Annotated in this window: 18 protein-coding genes and 2 pseudogenes; 8 read left to right on the top strand and 12 right to left on the bottom strand. The window is 68.3% G+C overall.

The window, feature by feature from the left end; genetic code table 11:
* Nucleotides 1-92: 92 nt before the first annotated feature.
* Nucleotides 93-1,826: an aa3-type cytochrome oxidase subunit I gene (gene ctaD, locus FK531_RS07215; RefSeq protein ID WP_142097021.1), complete on the bottom strand. Its 1,734-nt coding sequence runs from the start codon at nucleotides 1,824-1,826 to the stop codon at nucleotides 93-95.
* Between the two features lie 172 nt (nucleotides 1,827-1,998).
* Nucleotides 1,999-2,772, bottom strand: a complete 774-nt coding sequence (locus FK531_RS07210) for a DUF427 domain-containing protein (RefSeq protein WP_142097018.1) — start codon at nucleotides 2,770-2,772, stop codon at nucleotides 1,999-2,001.
* Nucleotides 2,773-2,939: 167 nt separating this feature from the next.
* Here FK531_RS07210 and FK531_RS07205 point away from each other — a divergent pair.
* From FK531_RS07205 to FK531_RS07190, 4 genes and pseudogenes are all read left to right on the top strand, one after another.
* Nucleotides 2,940-3,449: pseudogene (locus FK531_RS07205) on the top strand (ABC transporter substrate-binding protein); the annotation flags it as partial.
* Nucleotides 3,450-3,484: 35 nt separating this feature from the next.
* Nucleotides 3,485-4,561 (top strand): ABC transporter substrate-binding protein, encoded by a 1,077-nt coding sequence (locus FK531_RS07200; protein WP_142097012.1) that lies wholly within the window; start codon nucleotides 3,485-3,487, stop codon nucleotides 4,559-4,561.
* Nucleotides 4,562-4,589: 28 nt separating this feature from the next.
* The gene (locus tag FK531_RS07195) at nucleotides 4,590-5,681 is read left to right on the top strand and encodes an HtaA domain-containing protein (RefSeq protein ID WP_142097009.1); all 1,092 of its coding nucleotides are present in this window, start codon (nucleotides 4,590-4,592) and stop codon (nucleotides 5,679-5,681) included.
* A 39-nt stretch (nucleotides 5,682-5,720) separates the two neighbouring features.
* A pseudogene (locus FK531_RS07190) lies at nucleotides 5,721-5,930 on the top strand (NUDIX hydrolase); the annotation flags it as partial.
* On the opposite strand, the gene FK531_RS07185 reads toward FK531_RS07190, so the two are convergent.
* From FK531_RS07185 to nrdH, 5 genes are all read right to left on the bottom strand, one after another.
* On the bottom strand, nucleotides 5,899-6,285 hold the full coding sequence (locus FK531_RS07185) for a VOC family protein (protein WP_142097006.1): 387 nt from the start codon (nucleotides 6,283-6,285) through the stop codon (nucleotides 5,899-5,901). The pseudogene FK531_RS07190 and the gene FK531_RS07185 sit on opposite strands and share 32 nt — an antisense overlap.
* Before the next feature lie 149 nt (nucleotides 6,286-6,434).
* On the bottom strand, nucleotides 6,435-7,397 hold the full coding sequence (nrdF, locus tag FK531_RS07180) for a class 1b ribonucleoside-diphosphate reductase subunit beta (RefSeq protein WP_142098139.1): 963 nt from the start codon (nucleotides 7,395-7,397) through the stop codon (nucleotides 6,435-6,437).
* Nucleotides 7,398-7,446: 49 nt separating this feature from the next.
* Nucleotides 7,447-9,633 carry a class 1b ribonucleoside-diphosphate reductase subunit alpha gene (gene nrdE, locus FK531_RS07175; protein ID WP_142097003.1) on the bottom strand — a complete coding sequence of 729 codons (2,187 nt, stop codon included), beginning with the start codon at nucleotides 9,631-9,633 and terminating at the stop codon, nucleotides 7,447-7,449.
* Entirely contained in the window at nucleotides 9,591-10,049 is a 459-nt protein-coding gene (gene nrdI, locus FK531_RS07170; RefSeq protein WP_142097000.1) for a class Ib ribonucleoside-diphosphate reductase assembly flavoprotein NrdI, read from the bottom strand. The genes nrdE and nrdI overlap by 43 nt, the downstream gene beginning before the upstream one ends.
* Nucleotides 10,050-10,072: 23 nt before the next feature.
* A complete protein-coding gene (nrdH, locus tag FK531_RS07165; RefSeq protein WP_142096997.1) occupies nucleotides 10,073-10,306 on the bottom strand; it encodes a glutaredoxin-like protein NrdH in 234 nt (77 codons plus the stop codon).
* Between the two features lie 475 nt (nucleotides 10,307-10,781).
* Between nrdH and FK531_RS07160 the strand changes: the two genes are divergently transcribed.
* Nucleotides 10,782-11,600 carry a siderophore-interacting protein gene (locus tag FK531_RS07160; RefSeq protein WP_246097987.1) on the top strand — a complete coding sequence of 273 codons (819 nt, stop codon included), beginning with the start codon at nucleotides 10,782-10,784 and terminating at the stop codon, nucleotides 11,598-11,600.
* Nucleotides 11,601-11,683: 83 nt separating this feature from the next.
* Here the strand turns inward: FK531_RS07160 and FK531_RS07155 are convergent, their stop codons facing one another.
* From FK531_RS07155 to FK531_RS07135, 5 genes are all read right to left on the bottom strand, one after another.
* Entirely contained in the window at nucleotides 11,684-13,423 is a 1,740-nt protein-coding gene (locus FK531_RS07155) for an MDR family MFS transporter (protein ID WP_246097986.1), read from the bottom strand.
* A gap of 71 nt (nucleotides 13,424-13,494) precedes the next feature.
* A complete protein-coding gene (locus tag FK531_RS07150; RefSeq protein WP_142096994.1) occupies nucleotides 13,495-13,953 on the bottom strand; it encodes a MarR family winged helix-turn-helix transcriptional regulator in 459 nt (152 codons plus the stop codon).
* Between the two features lie 75 nt (nucleotides 13,954-14,028).
* Nucleotides 14,029-14,487, bottom strand: coding sequence for a MarR family winged helix-turn-helix transcriptional regulator (locus tag FK531_RS07145; RefSeq protein ID WP_181762878.1), 459 nt, complete (start codon nucleotides 14,485-14,487; stop codon nucleotides 14,029-14,031).
* Between the two features lie 96 nt (nucleotides 14,488-14,583).
* Nucleotides 14,584-15,228 carry a response regulator gene (locus FK531_RS07140; protein WP_142096988.1) on the bottom strand — a complete coding sequence of 215 codons (645 nt, stop codon included), beginning with the start codon at nucleotides 15,226-15,228 and terminating at the stop codon, nucleotides 14,584-14,586.
* Nucleotides 15,216-16,466: a sensor histidine kinase gene (locus FK531_RS07135; protein ID WP_142096985.1), complete on the bottom strand. Its 1,251-nt coding sequence runs from the start codon at nucleotides 16,464-16,466 to the stop codon at nucleotides 15,216-15,218. Before FK531_RS07135 ends, FK531_RS07140 begins: the two co-directional genes overlap by 13 nt.
* 109 nt (nucleotides 16,467-16,575) lie before the next feature.
* Between FK531_RS07135 and FK531_RS07130 the strand changes: the two genes are divergently transcribed.
* The 3 genes from FK531_RS07130 (at nucleotide 16,576) to FK531_RS07120 (ending at nucleotide 21,663) form a co-directional block, all read left to right on the top strand.
* Nucleotides 16,576-17,346 (top strand): ABC transporter ATP-binding protein, encoded by a 771-nt coding sequence (locus FK531_RS07130; protein ID WP_142096982.1) that lies wholly within the window; start codon nucleotides 16,576-16,578, stop codon nucleotides 17,344-17,346.
* Between the two features lie 2 nt (nucleotides 17,347-17,348).
* Nucleotides 17,349-19,856: an ABC transporter permease gene (locus tag FK531_RS22865; RefSeq protein WP_290367606.1), complete on the top strand. Its 2,508-nt coding sequence runs from the start codon at nucleotides 17,349-17,351 to the stop codon at nucleotides 19,854-19,856.
* Between the two features lie 139 nt (nucleotides 19,857-19,995).
* Nucleotides 19,996-21,663, top strand: a complete 1,668-nt coding sequence (locus FK531_RS07120; protein WP_220126929.1) for an amidase — start codon at nucleotides 19,996-19,998, stop codon at nucleotides 21,661-21,663.
* The last annotated feature ends 140 nt before the right edge of the window (nucleotides 21,664-21,803 follow it).

Raw genomic sequence — 21,803 nt, 5'->3', positions numbered from 1 at the left:
CGCGGGGTCTGCGAACCATTGTGCCAACCACAGTATTTCCCAAACACAAGGCCCCGCCCGATGCTCGGGCGGGGCCTTCTGTGCGGTTGTGACTAGTGCGCGTCCTCGAGCACCTTGGCCGACTTGTCGCCGTGGCCGGGGCCGACGTGCGCCTCGGCGCGCATCCGCTCGACCATGTGCGGGTAGTGCAGCTCGAACGCCGGGCGCTCCGAACGGATCCGGGGCAGCTCGGTGAAGTTGTGCCGCGGCGGCGGGCAGCTGGTCGCCCACTCCAGGGAGTTGCCGTAGCCCCACGGGTCGTCGACGGTGACGATCTCGCCGTAGCGGTAGCTCTTGAAGACGTTCCAGATGAACGGCAGCGTCGAGGCACCGAGGATGAACGCACCGATCGTGGAGATCGTGTTCAGCGTGGTGAACCCGTCCGAGGGCAGGTAGTCGGCGTAGCGACGGGGCATGCCCTCGTTACCGAGCCAGTGCTGCACCAGGAACGTGGTGTGGAAACCGATGAACGTGGTCCAGAAGTGCCACTTGCCGAGGCGCTCGTCCATCAGGCGCCCGGTCATCTTCGGGAACCAGAAGTAGATGCCGGCGTAGGTGGCGAACACGATGGTGCCGAAGAGCACGTAGTGGAAGTGCGCGACGACGAAGTACGTGTCGGTGACGTGGAAGTCGATCGGCGGGCTGGCGAGCAGCACGCCGGACAGGCCGCCGAACAGGAAGGTGACCAGGAAGCCGACCGAGAAGAGCATCGGCGACTCGAAGGTCACCTGCCCCTTCCACATGGTGCCGATCCAGTTGAAGAACTTCACACCGGTCGGAACCGCGATGAGGAAGGTCATGAAGGAGAAGAACGGCAGCAGCACGGCGCCGGTGGCGTACATGTGGTGCGCCCACACGGCGATGGACAGCGCGGCGATACCGAGCGTCGCGTAGACCAGACCGCTGTAGCCGAAGAGCGGCTTCCGGCTGAAGACCGGGAAGATCTCCGAGACGATGCCGAAGAACGGCAGCGCGATGATGTACACCTCGGGGTGGCCGAAGAACCAGAACAGGTGCTGCCAGAGCAGGACGCCGCCGTTTGCCGGGTCGAAGATGTGCGCGCCGAAGTGGCGGTCCACGAACAGGCCCAGCAGCGCCGCGGTGAGCAGCGGGAAGGCCAGCAGGATCAGGACGCTGGTGACCAGAATGTTCCAGGTGAAGATCGGCATCCGGAACATGGTCATGCCGGGGGCGCGCAGGCAGATCACCGTGGTGATCATGTTGACGCCACCGAGGATGGTGCCGAGGCCGCTGACGCCGAGGCCCAGGATCCACAGGTCCGCGCCGACACCGGGCGAGTGCAGGGCGTCGGTGAGGGGGCTGTACGCGGTCCAACCGAAGTCAGCGGCGCCACCGGGGGTGATGAAGCCGGCGGTCGCGATGGTGGAACCGAACAGGTACAGCCAGTAGCTGAACGCATTCAAGCGGGGGAATGCGACGTCGGGGGCGCCGATCTGCAGCGGCAGGATGTAGTTCGCGAAGCCGAAGACGATCGGCGTCGCGTACATGAGCAGCATGATCGTGCCGTGCATGGTGAACAGCTGATTGAACTGCTCGTTCGACAGGAACTGCATGCCCGGGACCGCGAGCTCCGTGCGCATCAGCAGGGCCATCAGGCCGCCGATGAGGAAGAACGCGAACGCGGTCACCATGTACATGATCCCAAGCACCTTGGGGTCTGTCGTGGTGACCATCTTGTAGATGTACGAGCCCTTGGGTCCCAGTCGCGCCGGGTAGGGCCGCTTGGCCGCTATCTCGGGGACTGGCTGGGGCGCTACGGCAGTCACTGATCCTCCTGAATGTGCCCTTGGTCGCTCCGCAGGCTCCGCTCTGGACATCCAGCCCCGGGCAGCGAGGCGAACGTCCTCATGGCTTGCGCTCTGAGGAATCGTAGACCGTCCCCCCTCGATCCGCGGAGTCGGTCCTACCCACTGTCGTACTTCGTGTCGCGTATCCTCGTCAGCCATTCCCTGACCAGGGAGTACGGGGCCGTTCGATCGGCACTCCGTCGACGCTGACGTCGATTCGCTCTTGATAGAAGGCGACCAGTCCGGCGATCTGCGGACAGTCCGGGAGTGGACTCTCGTAGCTCCAGGCGACGTCGATCCCGGCCTCACCGACGCCGTCGACCGAGAAGTGCGACGCCGCACCCTTGTAGGCACAGTAGGTGCGGGTCTCGCTGGGCGCCAACGGCACGCGGACGTCCTCGCGCGGCAGGTAGAACCGCGTGACCGGAAGCATGGTCTCGAACACCAGCGACGGTCGGTCCGACTCGGCGACCACCAGGCTCCCGATCGCCATCCGGACCCGCCGCGAACTGCGGCGGACGTCGACCCGGTGGAACGGATCGCGAGGGTGCCCGAGCACCGGCTCGTCCTCCTCCGACCAGTCGAATGCGGCGAAGTCCAGCAGCACCATGTCGGCCAGCTCCGGATCGGCGGGCCGGAACGCCACGTCCGCCAGCACCTCGCCCGCGACGGCAACACTGAGGGCGGCGCCGGGGCAGGTGTGCGCAGCGACCCGCGGATCGAGGACGGGTCGCAGCTCACCGAGGACGTCGGTGGCGGGCACCGCGTACGTGGGCACGACCCGGCGCGGCTCCCACACCAGGGCGGCCCGGGTCGAGTCGGCTACCACCGCACCGCCGCGAAGCGCCCGTATCCGCTTGTCCGTCGGCTGGAAGCGGAGCTCGCGGAGCGCGGTTCCCAGCACGGTGTGCATCGACACGGCCATCGCGTCATTGTGCGCCGTTCCCCGGCCCGGCGGGAGGCGGTGACCACAAGAAGTCAAGCCTTGCTAAGGTTTCGCTTACCTAAGCATTGATTGGAGTTTGCCGTGATCTTTCGAAGGGCACTGTTCGCACTCGCGAGCTGCGCGACGGTCGCCCTGCTCGGGATCACCGGCTGCTCGGGCGCGCGCTCGGCAAGGAGGACCTGGCCGCGGACAAGATCGGCGCCTACGAGCGGCGGGCTGCGGCGGTCGGAGCGGACGTGAACGCCGAGGCGGACGGCCCGACCGTCTCCGTGGTGCGCTTCGCCGGCGAGCCCACCGCACGGATCTACCGCAGCACCTCGTTCAGCGGGATCGTGCTCGCCGACGCCGGCATCGCCCGGCCCGCCAGCGCCGATCCCGACCCGGCCAAGCCGTCGAGTATCGCGAACGACATCAGCCCGGAACTGATCTCGCAGGCCGATGCCGATCTGATCCTGGTCAGCACGTACCACTCGCCGGACGACTCGGTCGTCGAGCACGCCAAGCCGTTCCTGACCAGCCCGATGTGGGCCGGTCTGGGTGGCCGCAAGGTCGATGTGGACGACACGATCTGGATGGCCGCGGTGAGCGTCCAGGGCGCCGACGGCATCCTCGACGACCTCGCGGCGGCCTTCGGCGTCGACCCGCACCGCGTCTAGTCTCGAACCGCCCCACTCGTCAGGAGGATCCACCCATGCGCAAGCCCGCGCTCATTCGCCGCCTCGCCCCCGCAGCCCTGCTCACGGCCTCGGCCGTGGTGCTCGCCGCATGTGGGGGATCGACCACCGACAACGCCGCGAGCAGCATCACGCGCAGCACCACCAGCGTGGCCGGCGCCGGCGTACTCGGCAACGATCGCGACACCGAAAATGTCTGCGGCCCAACCGCTCCCGTCGACCCCGAGGGCGTGACCGGGTCCGTCCGCAAGATCGTGCACGCGGCGGGCGAGACCGAGGTCCCCGCCGACCCGCAGCGGATCGTCGTCCTCGACACCGACAAACTCGACACCGTGTGTGCGCTCGGCCTGCAGGACCGCCTGGTCGGCGCCGCGGTGACCGGCGCGGTCGGGTCGCAGCCGAAGTACCTCGGCGCGAAGATCGCCGGGGTGGAGCCCGTCGGCACGTTGCAGCAGCCTGACATCGAGAAGATCGCGACGCTGCACCCGGACCTCATCCTCGGCTCGAAGTTCCGCACCCCCGAGCTCTACCAGCAGCTCAGCGCCATCGCGCCGACCACCTTCACCGAGAAGGTGGGCACCACGTGGAAGGAAAACATGGTGCTCGACGGCACCGCGCTCGGCCGCGGGGCCAGCGCGCGCCAGTCGCTCGACGCTTACAAGAGCGAGGCCACCGAGACCGGGAAGTCCCTGAACTCGTCGGAAACCCAGGCGTCGGTCGTGCGATTCATGCCCGGCGTCATCCGGATCTACGGACCGGACAGCTTCTCCGGCCAGGTTCTCACCGACGCGGGCGTGCAGCGTCCCCCCTTCCAGCGGCTCGAGGGCGCGAAAGACCGGCGGTTCGCCGAGATCAGCGAGGAGGAGTTGTCCAAGGCCGAGGGCGACGTGATCTACGTCAGCTTCTACGGCGACGAGGCGCAGGGTCAGGGCGTCAAGGTGATGGACGGCGGCCTGTGGCAGGGACTCGGCGCGGTCAAGGACAAGCGAGTGTTCAAGGTGGACGACGAGATCTGGATGACCGGGATCGGTGTGATTGCGGCCGGCGGAATCCTCAACGACCTGAAGGCCTCACTCAACGGCTACACCAACTAGTTTCACCGACCTTCGAACGAGGACCACCATGTCACTTCGTGTTCGCGTACTGCTCGGCTCACTCAGTGCGGCACTGATCGGATCGGTCGCAGTGGCCGGCCCGGCCGCCGCTGCTCCCGCCGCCGGGACGGCCGCATCGGCCCGCATCGAGTTGTTCGCGGCCGACGGCACCACCCCGCTCGGCACCAGTGCCGTCCATGAGGGCGACCGAATCGTCGTGCACGGCACCGGTTTCGATCCGAACGCCAACACCGGCGGGCTGCCCGTCCCGGTGCCGCCCGGCGTCCCGCACGGCACCTTCGTGGCGTTCGGTGCGTTCGCCCCGCAGTGGCGACCGTCCCAGGACGCGCCCGCCGAGTCGCGGGTCGGGCAGCAGCGTTCCGCCACGGCGTGGGTGATGTCCGAGGATGCCCTGAACCGGGTACCGGACGCGCCGTTCGACTTCCGGCGCACGATCCGGCAGCAGTGGGTTCCACTCGCCGGAGACGGCTCCTTCACCGCGACACTCACCGTCAAGAAGCCCGCGACGGTGCCGGCGGACGCCGCCTACGGCGTCTACACCTACGCCGCCGCGGAGGCGGTCAACGCGGCCGAGGAACTGTCCGTCCCGGTGAACTTCGACCCCTCCCCCGGACCGAATGCCCCGGCGACTCCCACGCAGGATCTGTTGTGGGCCTTCGCACCCGGCTACAAGGATCTCGTCAAGCGCACCACGCAGGGCTCGGTCGCAGGCAGCGACGGCGCGACGGTCCGCGGTGACGGCAGGCTGACCTTCGAGCTGGACGCGGACGAGGTCGACCCGTCGACCGGACTCGGTACCGTGCGCTATCGCGGAACCGTGGTGTCCTACACCCGATTCCACCTCGCCGAGATCGCCCTGGCGAACCCGTGGGTGGAGTTCACCCCGGAGGGCACGTTCCTGTCCGCGGAGACCTCGGACGGCAACATGGTCGGCACCGACAGGATGAACCGGATCCGGTTCGCGCAGTTGGACACACCGGCGAAGGCCGGGGCCACCGAGTTCACCGACGTACCCGCCAGGTTCGCGGCTCCGCTGCAGCCGAGCATCCTGCTGCCGTACTCCGGTCAGCAGGCCGCGCCGGTCACCTTCCGGTACTGAATGCCCGTCCCCCGATTCGTCACCGACCTCCGCGCTCACGTCGCGAGCTATCTCGACGTCTGTTTCCTCGCGCGGGCGGTCGCCGGCGAGGCCCGCGCCGCCGACGAGGAGAACCTCGAGGTCGGGTGGTTCGCGCCGGACGCTTTGCCCGGCGACCTCACCGCTAGCTCCACCCAGCGCATCGAGAAGGCATTGCGCGGCGAGGCAGAGGCCTGGTTCAGCCGCCCGCCAGCTCCCACAGGCCCATGATGTTGCCCTCGGTGTCCTTGAAGTAGGCCGCGAATCCCATCTCTCCGACCGGCTGTTTCGCCTGAATCGTCTGTCCGCCCAACAACTCGATCTTCGCCAGTGCGGCGTTGATACTGGGCACGTCGACCGTGATCACCGGACCCTGTGGGGTGTCCGTGCCGCGCTCGAACATGCCGCCGCCGATGTATCCGGGTTCCGCGGGCATCCCCGACTCCGCCGCCGGACCGGTCGAGACGATCGTGTAGCCCATCTGCGGCATCTCCGTGACCGCCCAACCGAACGCCTGCTTGTAGAACTCTCTCGCTCGGTCCCCGTCGCCGAACGGGACCTCGAAGTGCACCACTTTGCCGCTCATCGCCGTCTCCTCACCTGAGGTGACATCGGACGCCCTCGACGCTAGCCCTGTTCCCCATACGGGTGAAGGGAACCATCATTCGGTCAGACCGAATGATGGTTCCCTTCACCAGCTGTGCGGCGCGCTCTAGAAGTCCCGAGCGGGGCGGGTTAGAAGTCCCAGTCCTCGTCTTCGGTGTTGACGGCCTTGCCGATCACGTAGCTCGAACCCGAGCCGGAGAAGAAGTCGTGGTTCTCGTCGGCGTTCGGGGACAGCGCCGACAGGATCGCCGGGTTCACGTCGGTCTCGTCCTTCGGGAACAGGCCCTCGTAGCCGAGGTTCATCAGCGCCTTGTTGGCGTTGTACCGCAAGAACTTCTTGACGTCCTCGGTGAGCCCGACCTCGTCGTAGAGGTCCTGGGTGTACTCGACCTCGTTGTCGTAGAGCTCGAAGAGCAGCTCGAAGGTGTAGTCCTTGAGTTCCTCGCGCTCGGCGGCGGTGAGCTGCTCGAGGCCCTTCTGGTACTTGTAGCCGATGTAGTAGCCGTGCACCGCCTCGTCGCGGATGATCAGCCGGATCAGGTCCGCGGTGTTGGTGAGCTTGGCCCGCGAGGACCAGTACATCGGCAGGTAGAAGCCCGAGTAGAACAGGAACGACTCGAGCAGCGTCGAGGCGACCTTCCGCTTCAGCGGCGAGTCACCGTTGTAGTACTCGAGCACGATCTCGGCCTTGCGCTGCAGGTTCGGGTTCTCCTCCGACCAGCGGAACGCGTCGTCGATGTCGCGGGTGCTGCACAGCGTCGAGAAGATCGAACTGTAGCTCTTGGCGTGCACCGACTCCATGAACGCGATGTTGGTGTACACCGCCTCCTCGTGCGGGGTCAGCGCGTCCGGGATGAGGCTGACGGCGCCGACGGTGCCCTGGATGGTGTCTAGCAGCGTCAGGCCGGTGAACACCCGCATCGTCAGCTGCTGCTCGTGCGCGGTCAGCGTGTTCCAGGAAGGGATGTCGTTGGACACCGGGACCTTCTCCGGCAGCCAGAAGTTGCCGGTGAGGCGGTCCCACACCTCCGCGTCCTTCTCGTCGGGGACGCGGTTCCAGTTGATCGCCGACACGCGATCAATCAGCTTGATCTTCTGGCTCACGATGTCCTCATTCCGTTCGAAATACCGTTGGCAGGCCTCACAGCATGCACGAGACGCAACCCTCAACCTCAGTACCCTCGAGGGCCATCTGCCGCAGCCGGATGTAGTACAGCGTCTTGATGCCCTTGCGCCACGCGTAGATCTGCGCCTTGTTGATATCGCGGGTGGTGGCGGTGTCCTTGAAGAACAGCGTCAGCGACAGGCCCTGGTCCACGTGCTGGGTGGCCGCGGCGTAGGTGTCGATGATCTTCTCGTACCCGATCTCGTAGGCATCCTGGTAGTACTCCAGGTTGTCGTTGGTCAGGTAGGGCGCCGGGTAGTAGACGCGACCGATCTTGCCTTCCTTGCGGATCTCGATCTTCGACGCCACCGGGTGGATGGAGCTGGTGGAGTTGTTGATGTAGGAGATCGAGCCGGTCGGCGGGACGGCCTGCAGGTTCTGGTTGTAGATGCCGTGCTGCTGCACCGACGCCTTCAGCTCACGCCAGTCGTCCTGGGTCGGGATGTGCACGCCCGCATCGGCGAACAATGCGCTCACCCGCTCGGTCGCCGGCTCCCACACCCGGTCGGTGTACTTGTCGAAGAACTCCCCCGAGGCGTACTTCGACTCCGGGAAGCCCGCGAAGTACGTGCCGCGCTCCTTGGCGATCTCGTTCGACGCGCGGATCGCGTGGAACACCACGGTGTAGAAGTAGATGTTCGTGAAGTCGATGCCCTCGTCGGAGCCGTAGTGGATCCGTTCGCGGGCCAGGTAGCCGTGCAGGTTCATCTGCCCGAGACCGATGGCGTGACCCTCGTCGTTCGCCTTCCGGATCGACGGGACGGAGTCGATGGAGGTCTGGTCGGCGACCGCGGTCAGCGCACGAATGGAGACCTCGATGGTCTGCGCGAAGTCCGGCGAGTCCATCGCCTTGGCGATGTTCAGTGAACCGAGGTTGCAGGAGATGTCCTTGCCTATGTGGCTGTAGGACAGGTCGTCGTTGAAGGTCGACGGCGTCGAGACCTGGAGGATCTCCGAGCACAGGTTCGAGTGGGTGACCTTGCCCGCGATCGGGTTGGCACGGTTCACCGTGTCCTCGTACATGATGTACGGGTAGCCTGACTCGAACTGCAGCTCGGCGACGGTCTGGAAGAACTCGCGCGCCTTGATCTTCGACTTGCGGATCCGCTTGTCGTCGACCATCTCGTAGTACTTCTCGGTGACGTTGATGTCCGCGAACGGCTTCCCGTAGATCCGCTCGACGTCGTACGGCGAGAAGAGGTACATGTCCTCGTTCTTCTTCGCCAGCTCGAACGTGATGTCCGGGATGACCACTCCGAGCGAGAGCGTCTTGATGCGGATCTTCTCGTCCGCGTTCTCGCGCTTGGTGTCGAGGAAGCGGTAGATGTCCGGGTGGTGCGCGTGCAGGTAGACCGCGCCGGCGCCCTGACGCGCGCCGAGCTGGTTGGCGTAGGAGAAGGAGTCCTCGAGCAGCTTCATGATCGGGATGACGCCCGAGGACTGGTTCTCGATCTGCTTGATCGGGGCGCCGTGCTCGCGAACGTTGCTGAGCAACAACGCAACTCCGCCGCCGCGCTTGGACAGCTGCAGTGCGGAGTTGATGGAACGACCGATCGACTCCATGTTGTCCTCGATGCGGAGCAGGAAGCAGGACACGGGCTCGCCGCGCTGCTTCTTGCCCGAGTTGAGGAACGTCGGGGTGGCCGGCTGGAAGCGGCCGGCGATGATCTCGTCGACCAGCTTGGTGGCCAGCTCCTCATCGCCCGCGGCGAGGGTCAGCGCGACCATGCAGACCCGGTCCTCGAACCGCTCGAGGTAGCGCTTACCGTCGAACGTCTTGAGGGTGTACGAGGTGTAGTACTTGAATGCGCCGAGGAACGTGGGGAACCGGAACTTCTTCGAGTACGCGTGGTCGATCAGCGTCTTGACGAAGTTACGGGTGTACTGGTCGAGAACCTCACGCTCGTAGTAGTTCTCCTTGACCAGGTAGTCCAGCTTCTCGTCTTGGTTGTGGAAGAAGACGGTGTTCTGGTTGACGTGCTGGAGGAAGTACTGGTTCGCGGCCTCGCGGTCCTTGTCGAACTGGATCTCGCCGTTGGGGCCGTACAGGTTGAGCATCGCGTTCAGCGCGTGGTAGTCGAGCTCCCCCGCGGACGCGTCGGGTCGTGCCGCAGCGCGCTCTACACTCCCAGCCGGGGCTGCGTCTGTGATTGTCGGTGCCACTGTTCACTCTCCATGAATTGTTCCAGCCCCTCGCGAACGCGGAAGACGTCCTCGGCGGTGCCCATGAGTTCGAAGCGGTACAGGTACGGGACCTGACACTTCCTTGAAATGATGTCTCCGGCAAAGCAGTACGACTCACCGAAATTCGTATTGCCCGCCGCGATGACCCCTCGGATCAGCGCTCGGTTGTGTTCGTTGTTCAGGAACCGGATGACCTGCTTGGGGACGTAGTGGGTGTCCCTGCCGGTCACGGTCGTCCCGCCACCGTAGGTGGGCAGGATCAGGACGTACGGTTCATCGACCTCGAACGTGCCGTTGCGATCGTGGAGTGGGATTCGCGTGGCCGGGACACCCAACTTCTGAACGAAGCGATGGGTGTTCTCCGACGCGCTGGAGAAGTAGACCACCGATGTCACGGCTGATCATCTCCGTAAGTTCTTCAGGCGGCGCTCACGGTGAGCGACTTGATCCGGTCCGGACGGAAACCCGACCAGTGATCGTCGCCGGCCACCACGACGGGCGCCTGCAGGTAGCCGAGGGCCATGACGTAGTCGCGGGCCTCCGCGTCCTCGGTGATGTCGACGACCGCGTAGTCGATGCCGGCCTTGTCGAGCGCCTTGTAGGTCGCATTGCACTGAACGCACGCCGGCTTGGTGTAGACGGTGATGCTCATCTAAGTCCCTCTCTCCCCTGGCTTACGGAACCGATCAGTGAACTGTGTCGCTCGGTACTGCGGTGACTCGGCACTGCCTCAACACTGTGAAAGCTCAACACTGTGAAGCAAACGCGGTGTAACAGTCTCGCTGTCGCATTCGGGCTTCCCCGCCCGACTCGACTCACTGGCCAACCAGCGAAATCTCAACGAAACTGTGACGCCTATCTCACCTACTGGAACAGTGCTCGGGCCTGCAGTTCTCGACCGTTCCGGCTCTGCCCTCTCGGTGTTCTAGACACTACACCTAGTGGCCGACATATCCGCAAGGCGCGAGATGTTGTGAACCACATCCCTGGAATTCCCAGGTCGTAAGCATCCAGCCGGGCCGAAAAGCCACCTCGATCGGCGTGTCGCGGCTCACATTTTCGCGGTGCTGTGGATCGCCTCGCCCGCGTTGTGCATCGCCGCGCCGGATGCCACCTAAGGTGGGGCGGTGCCGACCGCCGACGACCCCCAGTTCAACGCCGACGCGGTGGCGATCGTGCCGCTGTCCCCCAGCCTGCGCCGTATCCGGTTCGCCGGTGCGGGCCTGACCGACTTCTCGTCCAGCGGCGACCCCGACGAGCGGGTGCTGGTCGAGTTCGACGGTCACCGGCGCAGCTACACCGTCCGGCGCTGGGACGAGACCGCCGGCACCCTCGATATCGACTTCGCGGTCCATGCGGGCGGTGCCGCCGCGGACTGGGCGCGCGCGGCGACCGTCGGATCGCGGGTGCGCCTGTCCCGCGCCAAGGGCTGGTACCACCCGCCGGCGGATGCGCAGTGGCACCTTCTACTCGCGGACCTGACCGGACTGCCCGCGGCGGGCCGGATCATCGAGAACCTGCCCGCGGGGACCGCGGCACACCTGGTCGCCGAGGTCCCCGACGCCCGGGACGAGCAGCGCTGGAGCACGGCGGCCGACCTGACCGTCACCTGGTTGCACGGGACCGGCAACGGGCACGGCCCGAGCGTGCTGCCCCACCACTTGGCCACGCTGGCGCTGCCCCCGGGGCCCGGGTACGTCTGGTCGGCAGGCGAGACCGGCGCCTCCCGCGCGATCCGCTCCCACCTGCGGCGTGGACTCGGCTGGGGCGCAGACCGGTTCGACGTGATGGGCTACTGGCAGGCGGACAAGGAACGCTGGCTGGCCCGGTACCGGGAGGTCGAGACACGGATCGAGGAGCTCACCGCGCGCGAGTTGTCGTCCGGCAAGAGCCTCGACGAGGTCCGCGACGCGGTGGACGCCGCACTCGACGAGGCCGGGCTCTAGCGGCGACCTCGCGGACGAGAAGGTGCCCGTCGGTTCCGGTGTGAACCGGGAACCGACGGGCACCTGTCTACCTGCCGCGGCCGTCAGTCGAGGTCGGGCGCCGCGTGCCTGCCGGTAGGGGCCGCGTGCCGGCCGGACGGGGCAGATGCCTCCACCCGGTCCTCGATCTCGTCGACCTCGGCGATCATCTCGCTGTCGATCACCGCACCTGAGACCGCCGCCACCTCGGCCGCGCCCCGCGCCGCCCGCTCGGCGTCGAGCTGCTGCATCGCGCTCTTGTCCTTGAGTGCGACCTCGCGAATGAAGAGGATCGCGACCAGGCTGAGCGCGGCGATGATGCCGGAGATCAGGAACACCCGACCGGTGGCATCGCCGTACGAGGCACGCACGATGGTGCCGATCTGCTCCGGCAGCTCCTTGAGGTTCGACAGTCCGGCACCGGATCCGCCCGCCTTGCTCATGTCCACACCGGCGTTGGCCAGGCCCTCGGTGGTCAGTTCGGTGACGTGCGAGGACAGCACCGCACCCAGCACCGAGACGCCGGCGGCGCCGCCGAGCGACCGGAAGAACGCGACGGTCGCGCTGGCTGAACCCAGGTCGGACGGTGCGACGTTGTTCTGCACCGGGAGCACCAGGTTCTGCATGGTCATACCCATGCCGGCGCCGAGGACGAACAGGTAGACCCCGATCAGCACCATGCTGGTCGCGTGGTCCGTGGTGGCGAGGAGCAGGAACCCGGCGGCCATTCCGACCGCGCCGACGACCAGGAACTTCTTCCACTTGCCGTACTTGGTGATCAGCGCGCCGGACAGGGTCGCGGAGATCATCGAACCCAACACCATCGGCAGCGTCAGCAGGCCGGCCGCGGTCGGCGAGTAGCCGCGCGCGATCTGGAAGTACTGACCGAGGAACACCGCGCCACCGAACATCGCGACACCGACGGCGATGCTGGCCAAGGTCGCCAGCGTCATGGTGCGGTCGCGGAAAAGCCGCAGCGGCACCACGGGGTCCGCAGCCTTGGTCTCGGCGAAGATCGCCAGGCCGAGCAGCACGACGCCAACCGCGACCAGCTCGTAGGAGGTGGCCGAGGCCCACTCGAAGTTCTTGCCCGCCAGGGTGACCCAGATCAGCAGCACGCTCACGCCTGCCGCGATCAGGGTGGCGCCCGCGTAGTCGATCTTCACGTCCCGCTTGACGACCGGCAGGTTCAGAGTGCGTCCGATGACGACCAGCGCGATCACGGCGAGCGGCGCTCCGACGAAGAAGCACCAGCGCCAGCCGAGCCAGCTGGTATCGACGATGAGGCCGCCGAGCAGCGGACCGGCGACGGTCGCGACGGACATCACCGCGGCCATCGGGCCCTGGTACCGACCGCGCTCACGCGGGCTGAACATCGCGGCGATGATGATGATGCCGAGCGCCTGCAGGCCGCCGAGGCCGAGGCCCTGGACTGCGCGGAACCCGATCAGCATCGGCACCGACGTCGAGAGGCCGGCGAGCACCGAGCCGAGGGTGAACAGCAGCAGGGACAGCTGGATCAGCAGCTTCTTGCTGACCAGGTCGGCGAACTTGCCCCAGATCGGGGTGGTCGCGGTCGAGGCCAGAAGGGTCGCGGTGACCACCCAGGTGTACTGGTCCTGGGTGCCGTGCAACTCGGTGATGATGGTCGGCAGCGCGTTGGAGACGATCGTCGACGACAGGAACGCGACGAACATGCCCAGCAGCAGGCCGACGAGGGCCTCGATGCGCTGCTTGTGCGTCATCGGGCCGGGTCCCTCCGCCTCGGTATTTGGCGGAGTGTCCTGGGACACGGGTGAACTCATGTGTTGGTACTCCTCGAGAACAGATCTGCCGGCGACGGGGTTCGACCCGGCCGGTGGGGTGTGGGGGCGGCTCAGTACGCCGCGGTGAGTGGAACCGGCTCGGCGTCGAGCGCGGAGCGCAGGCGGTCGAGGCGGCCGGCGAGGTCGGCCACCTCCTCCTCGCTCCAGTCGGCGATGGCCGTCCGCAGCCAGTCGAGCTGCGCTTCGCGATGGATCCGCAGCGCCTCGGCTCCCGACTCGGTGAGCGAGAGCAGGGTCGCGCGCCGGTCCAGCGGATCGGGCGTGCGCTGGACGTAGCCGAGCGCCTCGGCATGCGAGACCTGGCGGCTGAGCGCGGACTGGGTGACCCGCAACTCCTCCGCCAGCACGCTGGGCCGATGCCCCTGAGAACACTCGACGTTCCCGAGCAACGCCCCGAGCGGCGGCGGCAGCATTCCCAGATGCTGCGACCGCACGGCGACCCCGCGAGCCTGTCGAACCAGTCCACGCAGGATGTCGATCAGATTCGTGGCGGTTTCAGGACTGACCATCACACCTCCATTAGTTGATAGTCGCAACTATATACTCAGTTGGTTGCATGCTGCAACTATCAATGAGCTGGTGGGTCAGCCCCGATCGACGGAGCTACCGAGGCGGTGCAGGAGCGAGGTGAGGGTCCGGAGGTCGTCGGCGTCCCACTGGGACAACTCCCGGCGCCACGCCGCGACGGCCTCCGCACGCTGCTCCGACAGCAGGCTCCGCCCCTCCTCGGTCAACGACACGAGTCTCGCGCGGGCGTCCTCCGGATCGGGTGTGCGCCGAGCGAGCCCGAGACGGGTGAGGGCGTCGATCTGCCTGGTCAGCGTCGATTTCTCGACGACGAGCTGGGTGAGCAACACGGCCATCGGGACGGCCTCGTCCTGCCGCGTGAGCAGCATGAGCAGCGGGTAGCAGGCGGGATCGAGCTTGGGGTGGATGCGGTGCGCACGCTCCCGGGTGCGGATGGTGCCGCGCCGCCACACGTCCACCAACTCGGCCTCGAGGTCGGCAATCGGATCCGGTGTCACTGCGCACAATCCCTTCATTCGGCGTGCGCGAGTCATCAAACCAGGTCCGGACATGACGGTCGTCACGGCGGCCGGATTTCACCACAGCGTGACCCCGAGAGCGGTGACGCCGGATCAGGACCGCAGGTGCGCGAGGACCGCGAGCACGCGCCGGTGCCCGCTGTCGGATGCAGACAACCCGAGCTTGGCGAAGATGTTGCCGATGTGCTTGCTCACCGCGGTGTCGCTCACGACGAGTTTGCGGGCGATGTCGGTATTGCCGAGCCCTTCTGCCATGAGGCCGAGCACCTCGGATTCGCGCGGGGTCAGGGTGCGGATCGGATCGTCGGCGCGGCGCCGGCTCATCAGCTGCGAGATCACCTCGGGGTCCATCACGGTGCCGCCGCCGACCACCCGGCGCAGCGCGTCGACGAACTCCTCGACCCGCCCGACCCGCTCTTTGAGTAGATAGCCGACGCCGCCCGCACCGTCGGAGAGCAACTCGCCCGCGTACCGGTCCTCGACGTACGCCGACAGCACCAGCACCGGGAAACCCGGCCGTCGACGGCGGGCCTCGATCGCGGCCTTCAGACCCTCGTTGGTGAACGTCGGCGGCATCCGCACGTCGAGCACCGCGCCGTCGGGCGGGTCGGCCTCGAACGCGGCGAGGAACTTGTCGGCGTCGTCGACGGCGGCGGTCACCTCGATGCCGACACTGCAGAGCAGCAGGGCAAGGCCTTCCCGCAGCAGCGCGTCGTCCTCCGCGATCAGAATCCGCACGGCAGTTCCACCTCGAGTCTCGTCGGCCCGCCGAGCGGGCTGTCCAGTGTCACAGTTCCCTCGAACGCTGCCACGCGGCGTCGGATCCCGGCCACTCCGCCGCCCGGCGCCTCGACCGCCCCGCCCACCCCGTCGTCGCGGACGTCGATGACGAGCGTGGCACCGCGGTCGTCGTCGCGCGTGGACAGGGTCACCCGAACCTGCCCGGCGCCACTGTGTTTGGCGACGTTGGTGAGCGCCTCGGCCACCACGAAATAGGCGGCCGCCTCCACCGCGGCCGGTGCCCGCCGCAGCCCACCGGTGTCGAGGATGCACGGCACCGTGCTGCGGCCCGCGAGCGCGGAGACGGCCCCGCCGAGCCCGAGCTCGTCGAGGATCGGCGGGTAGATGTCGTGGACGAGGGTCCGCAGCTCCGACAGCGCATCGGAGGCGGCGTCCTGTGCCCGCAACAGTTGCGGCAGCGCCTGATCGGGTGCGACCCGCAGCGAGCGTTCCGCGAGGCCGAGCATCATGACGACGGCGACGAGACGGTTCTGGGCGCCGTCGTGCAGGTCGCGTTCGATGCGGCGCAGTTCCGCGGCGTGCGCGTCGAGCGCGGCGGCCCGGCTCACGGTGAGCGCCGAGACCCGTTCGGACAGTTCGGTTTCCCGTCCCGGGGCGAGGAGTTTCCCGGCCAGTCCGGCGATACCGCGGGCGAGGGCCGGGATCCCCCACCACGCCAGCATCGCGTACCCGACCCCCACCAGGGGCATCCCCGCCGCACCCCACCACGAGGTGACCGGGTAGATGTTGCTCACCGGCTCGACCGGCGGCAGCGCCCACCAGTAGAACGGGATCGCGAGCGAGTTCACGGCCGCGAGCGGGAGAATGATCGCGAGAAGCCCGGACGTGAGCGCCGCGACGGAATGGACCGCGACCCACCCGAAGTCGCGGCGCGTCGACGGCGCGGTGAGCAGTCGGCGCAGGTCGTCGAAACCGGGGCGGTCGGGGACGGTCGGATACCGTTCGGCCACGTCCCGGCCCGAGTAGGCAGACGATCGTCGCCGCGCCCGGCCCGCCCACCACCGGAGCGCCCGCACGTAGGCGGGCACCGCGAGCCAGCCGACGATCAGGATCAGCATCGACCCGACCACCAGCCCGACCACGAGGAAACAGAGCGAGACGACGGCGGCACCGGCCTCGACCAAGAGGAAACGGACGGCGCGCCACCGCTCGTTCAGGCGTTCGGTCCGCTGCATCACCCCAGCATGCCGCACGACAGTGGCGCTGTCGGTAGAGCTGACTACACCATCGATCGGGTACCGCACGGGATGTTCTGCGGCGTCGCCGATTCCTAGCGTTGTCGCCATGACCTCCTTCACCTCTCCCCTGCCCCCGGTGCAGAGTCCCCCGCAGTCGGCGGTCCGCCTCGCCGACGTGAGCAGGACGTATGGTTCCGGGCGCACGCAGGTCACGGCGCTCGACGCCGTCAGCCTGTCCCTCGCCCCGGGCAGCTTCACCGCGATCATGGGGCCGTCGGGCTCGGGCAAGAGCACGTTCCTGCACTGCGCCGCCGGCCTCGACCGGCCCACCCGTGGGTCGGTGTGGCTCGGCGACACCGAGATCAGTGCCCTGAAGCCCAAGGCCCGCACGCTCTTCCGTCGCGATCACATCGGCTTCGTCTTCCAGGCGTACAACCTCATGGCCGCGCTGACCGTCGAACAGAACGTGACGCTGCCGCTGCTGCTGGCCGGCCGCCGTGCGGACCGCGCGCACCTCGACCACGTGCTGGACGCGGTCGGCCTGGCCGACAAGCGCGGTCGGCGTCCCGCCGAGATGTCCGGCGGTCAGCAGCAGCGGGTCGCGATCGCCCGGGCGTTGATCACCCGGCCACACGCGGTCTTCGCCGACGAGCCGACCGGCGCGCTCGACTCCCGTACCGGCCGCCAGGTGCTGGACCTGTTGCGCCACACCACCACCGATCTCGGTCAGACGATCGTCATGGTCACCCACGATCCGGTGGCCGCCGCGCACGCCGACCGGGTCCTGTTCCTCGCCGACGGCCGCCTCGTCGGACGGATGGATTCGCCCAGCGCCGCGGCGGTCGCCGACCACATGACCCATCTCGGGGAGTGGTGAGTATGCGTCGTTCCCGTCTGCAGCGTCTGGCGCTCGCGAACGTGCGGCAGCGGCGAGGCAGCTTCGCGGCCGTGTTCGTCGCCGTGTTCTGCGCGGCGGCCCTCACGTGCGGTCTGGCCGTGCTGTTCGAGTCCGGGATCCGCGGTGGCGTCACCCCGCACCGGTACGCGGGGGCCGACGTCGTCGTCGGCGCGCGGCAGTCCCTTGACCTGCGGGAGGACGTCGACCAGCCGTTCGTCGAACGCGCCCTGCTCCCCGGCTCGACCGTCGACGAACTGTCCCGGATACCGGGGGTGCGGGCGGCGGTCCCCGACCTCGCGGTGCCGCTGTCCACCGACGACGGACGTCTGCTCGACGCGCATCCGTGGTCGTCGACGGTCCTGGCGCCGTACACGCTCACCGACGGCCGCGCCCCCGAATCGTCCGACGAGGTCGTGGTGACCGGCAACGGAGCGGTCGGCGACCGGATCACGTTGCGCCACGGCGGTATCGGCGACGAGTACACCGTCGTCGGTGTCGTGGCGGCCCCGCAGCCCGAGCCCGTCGACCGGCCGGGGTCGGTGTTCCTGTCCGACGCCCGGATCGGTGACCTGTGGCCGCACAGCGGCCGGGTCGCGACCGTCGGACTGCTCGCCGACGACGGCGTCGACGCCGACTCGCTCGCGGCCGGCGTGCGAGACGCGCTGCCGGGGGTCGACGTGGTCACCTACACCGGCGACGGCCGCGGCGACGTCGAATTCCTCGATGCCGGTGCCGCCCGCAGCGAGCTGATGGCGCTGTCTGCGGCGTTCGCGGGAGTGGCGATCCTCATCGCGATGTTCGTGGTGTCGAGCACCCTGTCGCTGTCGATCCAGCAGCGGCGCCGCGAGTTCGCGCTGCTGCGGGCGACGGGCGCGACTCCCGGTCAGGTCCACCGGCTGGTCGGCACCGAGGTGCTGCTCGTCGCGGGCGCCGCCGCACTGCTGGGTATCGCACCCGGCTACGCGCTCGCCCAGCTCCTGCACCTCCAGTTCGTCGACGCGGGAGTGCTGCCGTCGGACTTCGCGCTCGCACTGAGCCCGATCCCCGCCGTCGTCGGCGCCGTCCTCGCGCTCGTGACGGCCCGGATCGCGGGCGCGGTCGCGGCCCGGCGCCCGGCCCGGCTCGATCCCACCGAGGCCCTGCGGGAATCCGCGGTCGAACCGGCCACAATCGGCTGGGGTCGTCTCGTCACCGGGGTCGTGTTCGGTGCCGGCGGTATCGCGACGTCGCTGCTGCCGATGGTGCTGCCGGGGCAGGCGGCGATCGCCGGTGCCGGTGCGTCGGCGATGCTGCTGGTGATTGCGGTGGCGCTGCTGGGCCCGGTCCTCGTCGGCGGTGCGGTCCGCTGGTTCGGCGGCCCGCTGCGCCGCAGTGCGTCCCCGTCGTTCGTCCTCGCCGCCGCGAACGCGGGCACCCGGTCGCGTCGGCTGGCGTCCGCGATCACCCCGCTGGCGTTGGCGATCGCGATCGGCGCCGTCCAACTGTTCACGCAGGACACGGTCGCCACGGCCGCTGACGACCAGTCCCGCAGCGGCATCACCGCGGACCTCGTCGTCACCGCACCAGCCGGGTTGTCCCCGGCACTGATCGACGGCGTCGTCGCGAACGGCGCTGTCCGCGAGGTGAATCCGATCGTCCGGACCACCGCCCTCTTCACCACCGGCGGGGAGTCGCCGAACACGGAAACGTACCCGGTCCAGGGCATCGACCCGGCCACGACCGCATCCACCCTCGACCTCGACGTCCGCGACGGCGACCTGGGACGGCTGCGGGACGGCACCGTCGCGCTGTCCACCGACGCGGCGTTCGCGATGAGCGCCCGCATCGGCGACACCGTCGCGCTGCGACTGGGCGACGGCACCCTCGTCGCCCCGGAGGTGGTCGCGACGTACGGGCGCGGTCTCGGCTTCGGCGACGTGACCCTGCCGGTGTCGCAGGTGCTCGCGCACACCACGTCCGGCCTGACCGACACCCTGCTGGTGTCCGCGCAACCCGGCCGCGTCGACGAGGCGCACACCGCGATCACCGCGCTCGGTGGTGTCGCCGTCGCCGACCGGGGCGAGTTCGCGGCGGCCGGGCAGGACCAGCGGCGCATGCAGTCGGGGGTGAATCTGGTGGCGCTCGTCGTGCTGCTCGGCTACCTCGCGGTGGCCGTCGTGAACACCCTCGTGCTGGCCACCGCCGAACGCGGCCGCGAGTTCGCGCTGCTCCGCCTGGTCGGGGCGAGCACCCGTCAGGTGCGGGCGATGATGCGCACCGAATCGGTGATCGTCGTGACGGTCGCCGCGGTCCTGGGCACGGTGATCGCGGCACCCCCGCTCACGGGGATCGCGGTCGCGGTGTCGGGGCGTCCGATCCCCACCGTGTCGCCCGCCGTCTACGGGCTGATCGTCGCCGGCACAGTACTGCTGGGTCTGGTCGCGATCGCGATCCCGACCCGCGCCGCGATGCGCGCCGATCCGGTCGCCGCGATCGGCACCCGCGAGTAGGAAGTGACGGCCGAGGTGACCCCCGGCCTGTCTCGATCATGGATGTCAGGACCAGCGATCGCTGATCTCGACCGTGACTCGAGCGGAAACATTGTGTGAGAACGTATCCCGCGCTCGTGATGGATCGCCTGGAGGAACCGTGTTCAGTCTCGTCAAGTCGGCACTGCCCCGTACTGCTGTCGCCGCAGCACTCACTTCTCTGGTCGTGGCCTGCGCTCCGGGGACCGCCGCTCGCCCCGACGCCACGCGCGCCGAGGTTTCGAATGCCTCGACCGCCGGCGGCAGCGCGGGCACCGCGACACCGCCGTCCGGGCTCGACCTCGATCGCGTCACCATCGTCGACCTCCAGAACGCCATGGACGACGGGACGATCACCTCCGAGCAGCTGACAGCGGCCTACCTGCAGCGGATCGAGCGCCTCAATCCCCTGATCGGAGCGGTAGTGCGGACGAATCCGGACGCGATGAGCATCGCGCGCGCCAGCGACGACCTACGCAGGGGCGACGGCACACGAGGGCCGCTGGAGGGGATCCCGGTCCTGTTGAAGGAGAACATGGACACGGCCGACCGGCAGCCGACCACCGCGGGCTCGAATGCGCTGCTCGACGCCCGGCCGGACGACGACGCCTTCCTCGTCACTCGGTTGCGCGAGGCCGGGGCAGTGATCCTGGGAAAGGCGAACATGTCGGAGTGGGCCAACTTCCGCTCCCCTGGGGCGATCGCCGGCTGGAGTGCAACCGGTGGCCAGACGCGCAATCCCTACGTCCTCGGCCGAAGCCCCTGTGGTTCGTCCAGCGGTTCCGCCGCCGCCGCGGCGGCTGGCCTCGCCGCCGTGACCATCGGCACCGACACCGACGGATCCATCGTGTGCCCCGCGAGCGTCACCGCCACCGTCGGCGTCAAGCCGACGCTGGGTCTGGTCAGCCGCAACGGCATCGTGCCGATCACCTCCCGGCACGACAGCCCCGGACCGATCGCTCGCTCCACCACCGATGCAGCGCTGACCTTGGCGGCAATCCACGGCACCGACCCCGCCGACCCGGACTCGGTCGACGCCGACGACGTCCTGCCCGCCGATTACCGGACCATGCTGGACCCGAATGGACTGCGAGGCAAGAGGATCGGCGTGTGGCGCGAGGGCCGCATCGGCGTCGACCCCGACGTGGACCGCGTGTTCGAACAAGCAGTCCAGCAGCTCGAAGACCTGGGCGCGACCGTGGTCGAGGGCACCGAGGTGCCCAACTCCGACGAGGTCGTTGCCGAGCACCTGCTTCCGGCAGTCATGACCGAGTTCAAGCACGACCTCAACGCCTACTTGGCCGCCACCCCCGGCGGGCATCCAAACGATCTGACCGGGCTGATCGACTACAACCGGCAGCATGCCGACACGGAGCTGGCCGGCTTCGGGCAGGAACTGTTCGAGATGGCCGACCAGACCGACGGTGACATCACCGATCCCGTCTACCGTGCGCATCGGGAGGCCGCGACCGAGGGTGCTCGCCGCGCCATCGACAACACGCTGGCGAAATACCGGCTCGACGCGATCGTCACACCCAGCGAGCGGCCCGCGCCGGCGCTCGACTACCAGGGCGGCGGAAAGCCTTTCGCCAGCTCCACCCGCAACTCTGCGCTCGCCGGATACCCCATCGTCACGGTGCCCGCCGGGTACGCGCGGGGCGAGTTGCCGCTCGGGCTGTCCTTCATCGGCACCGCCGCGAGCGACGCGAAGTTGATCACCTACGCGTTCGCCTTCGAACAGGCGACGCAGGTGCGCAGACCGCCGAACTACCGACCGACACTGCCCTGACGTAGGAGCGGTGTCCGACGCCGGCTCCGCGAGGCCGAGGATCTCGTCGAGGGGTGCCACGGGCGCTCCCGGTTCACAGGTCCGTGGGTGCACGTCCGGGGGGCGGGATCGACCAGCGATCCCGCCCCTCGAGGTCGGCC

Source organism: Rhodococcus spelaei (assembly GCF_006704125.1).
GTDB classification, from domain to species: Bacteria; Actinomycetota; Actinomycetes; order Mycobacteriales; family Mycobacteriaceae; genus Rhodococcus_G; species Rhodococcus_G spelaei.
This window is presented reverse-complemented; position numbering and strand designations above follow the sequence as displayed.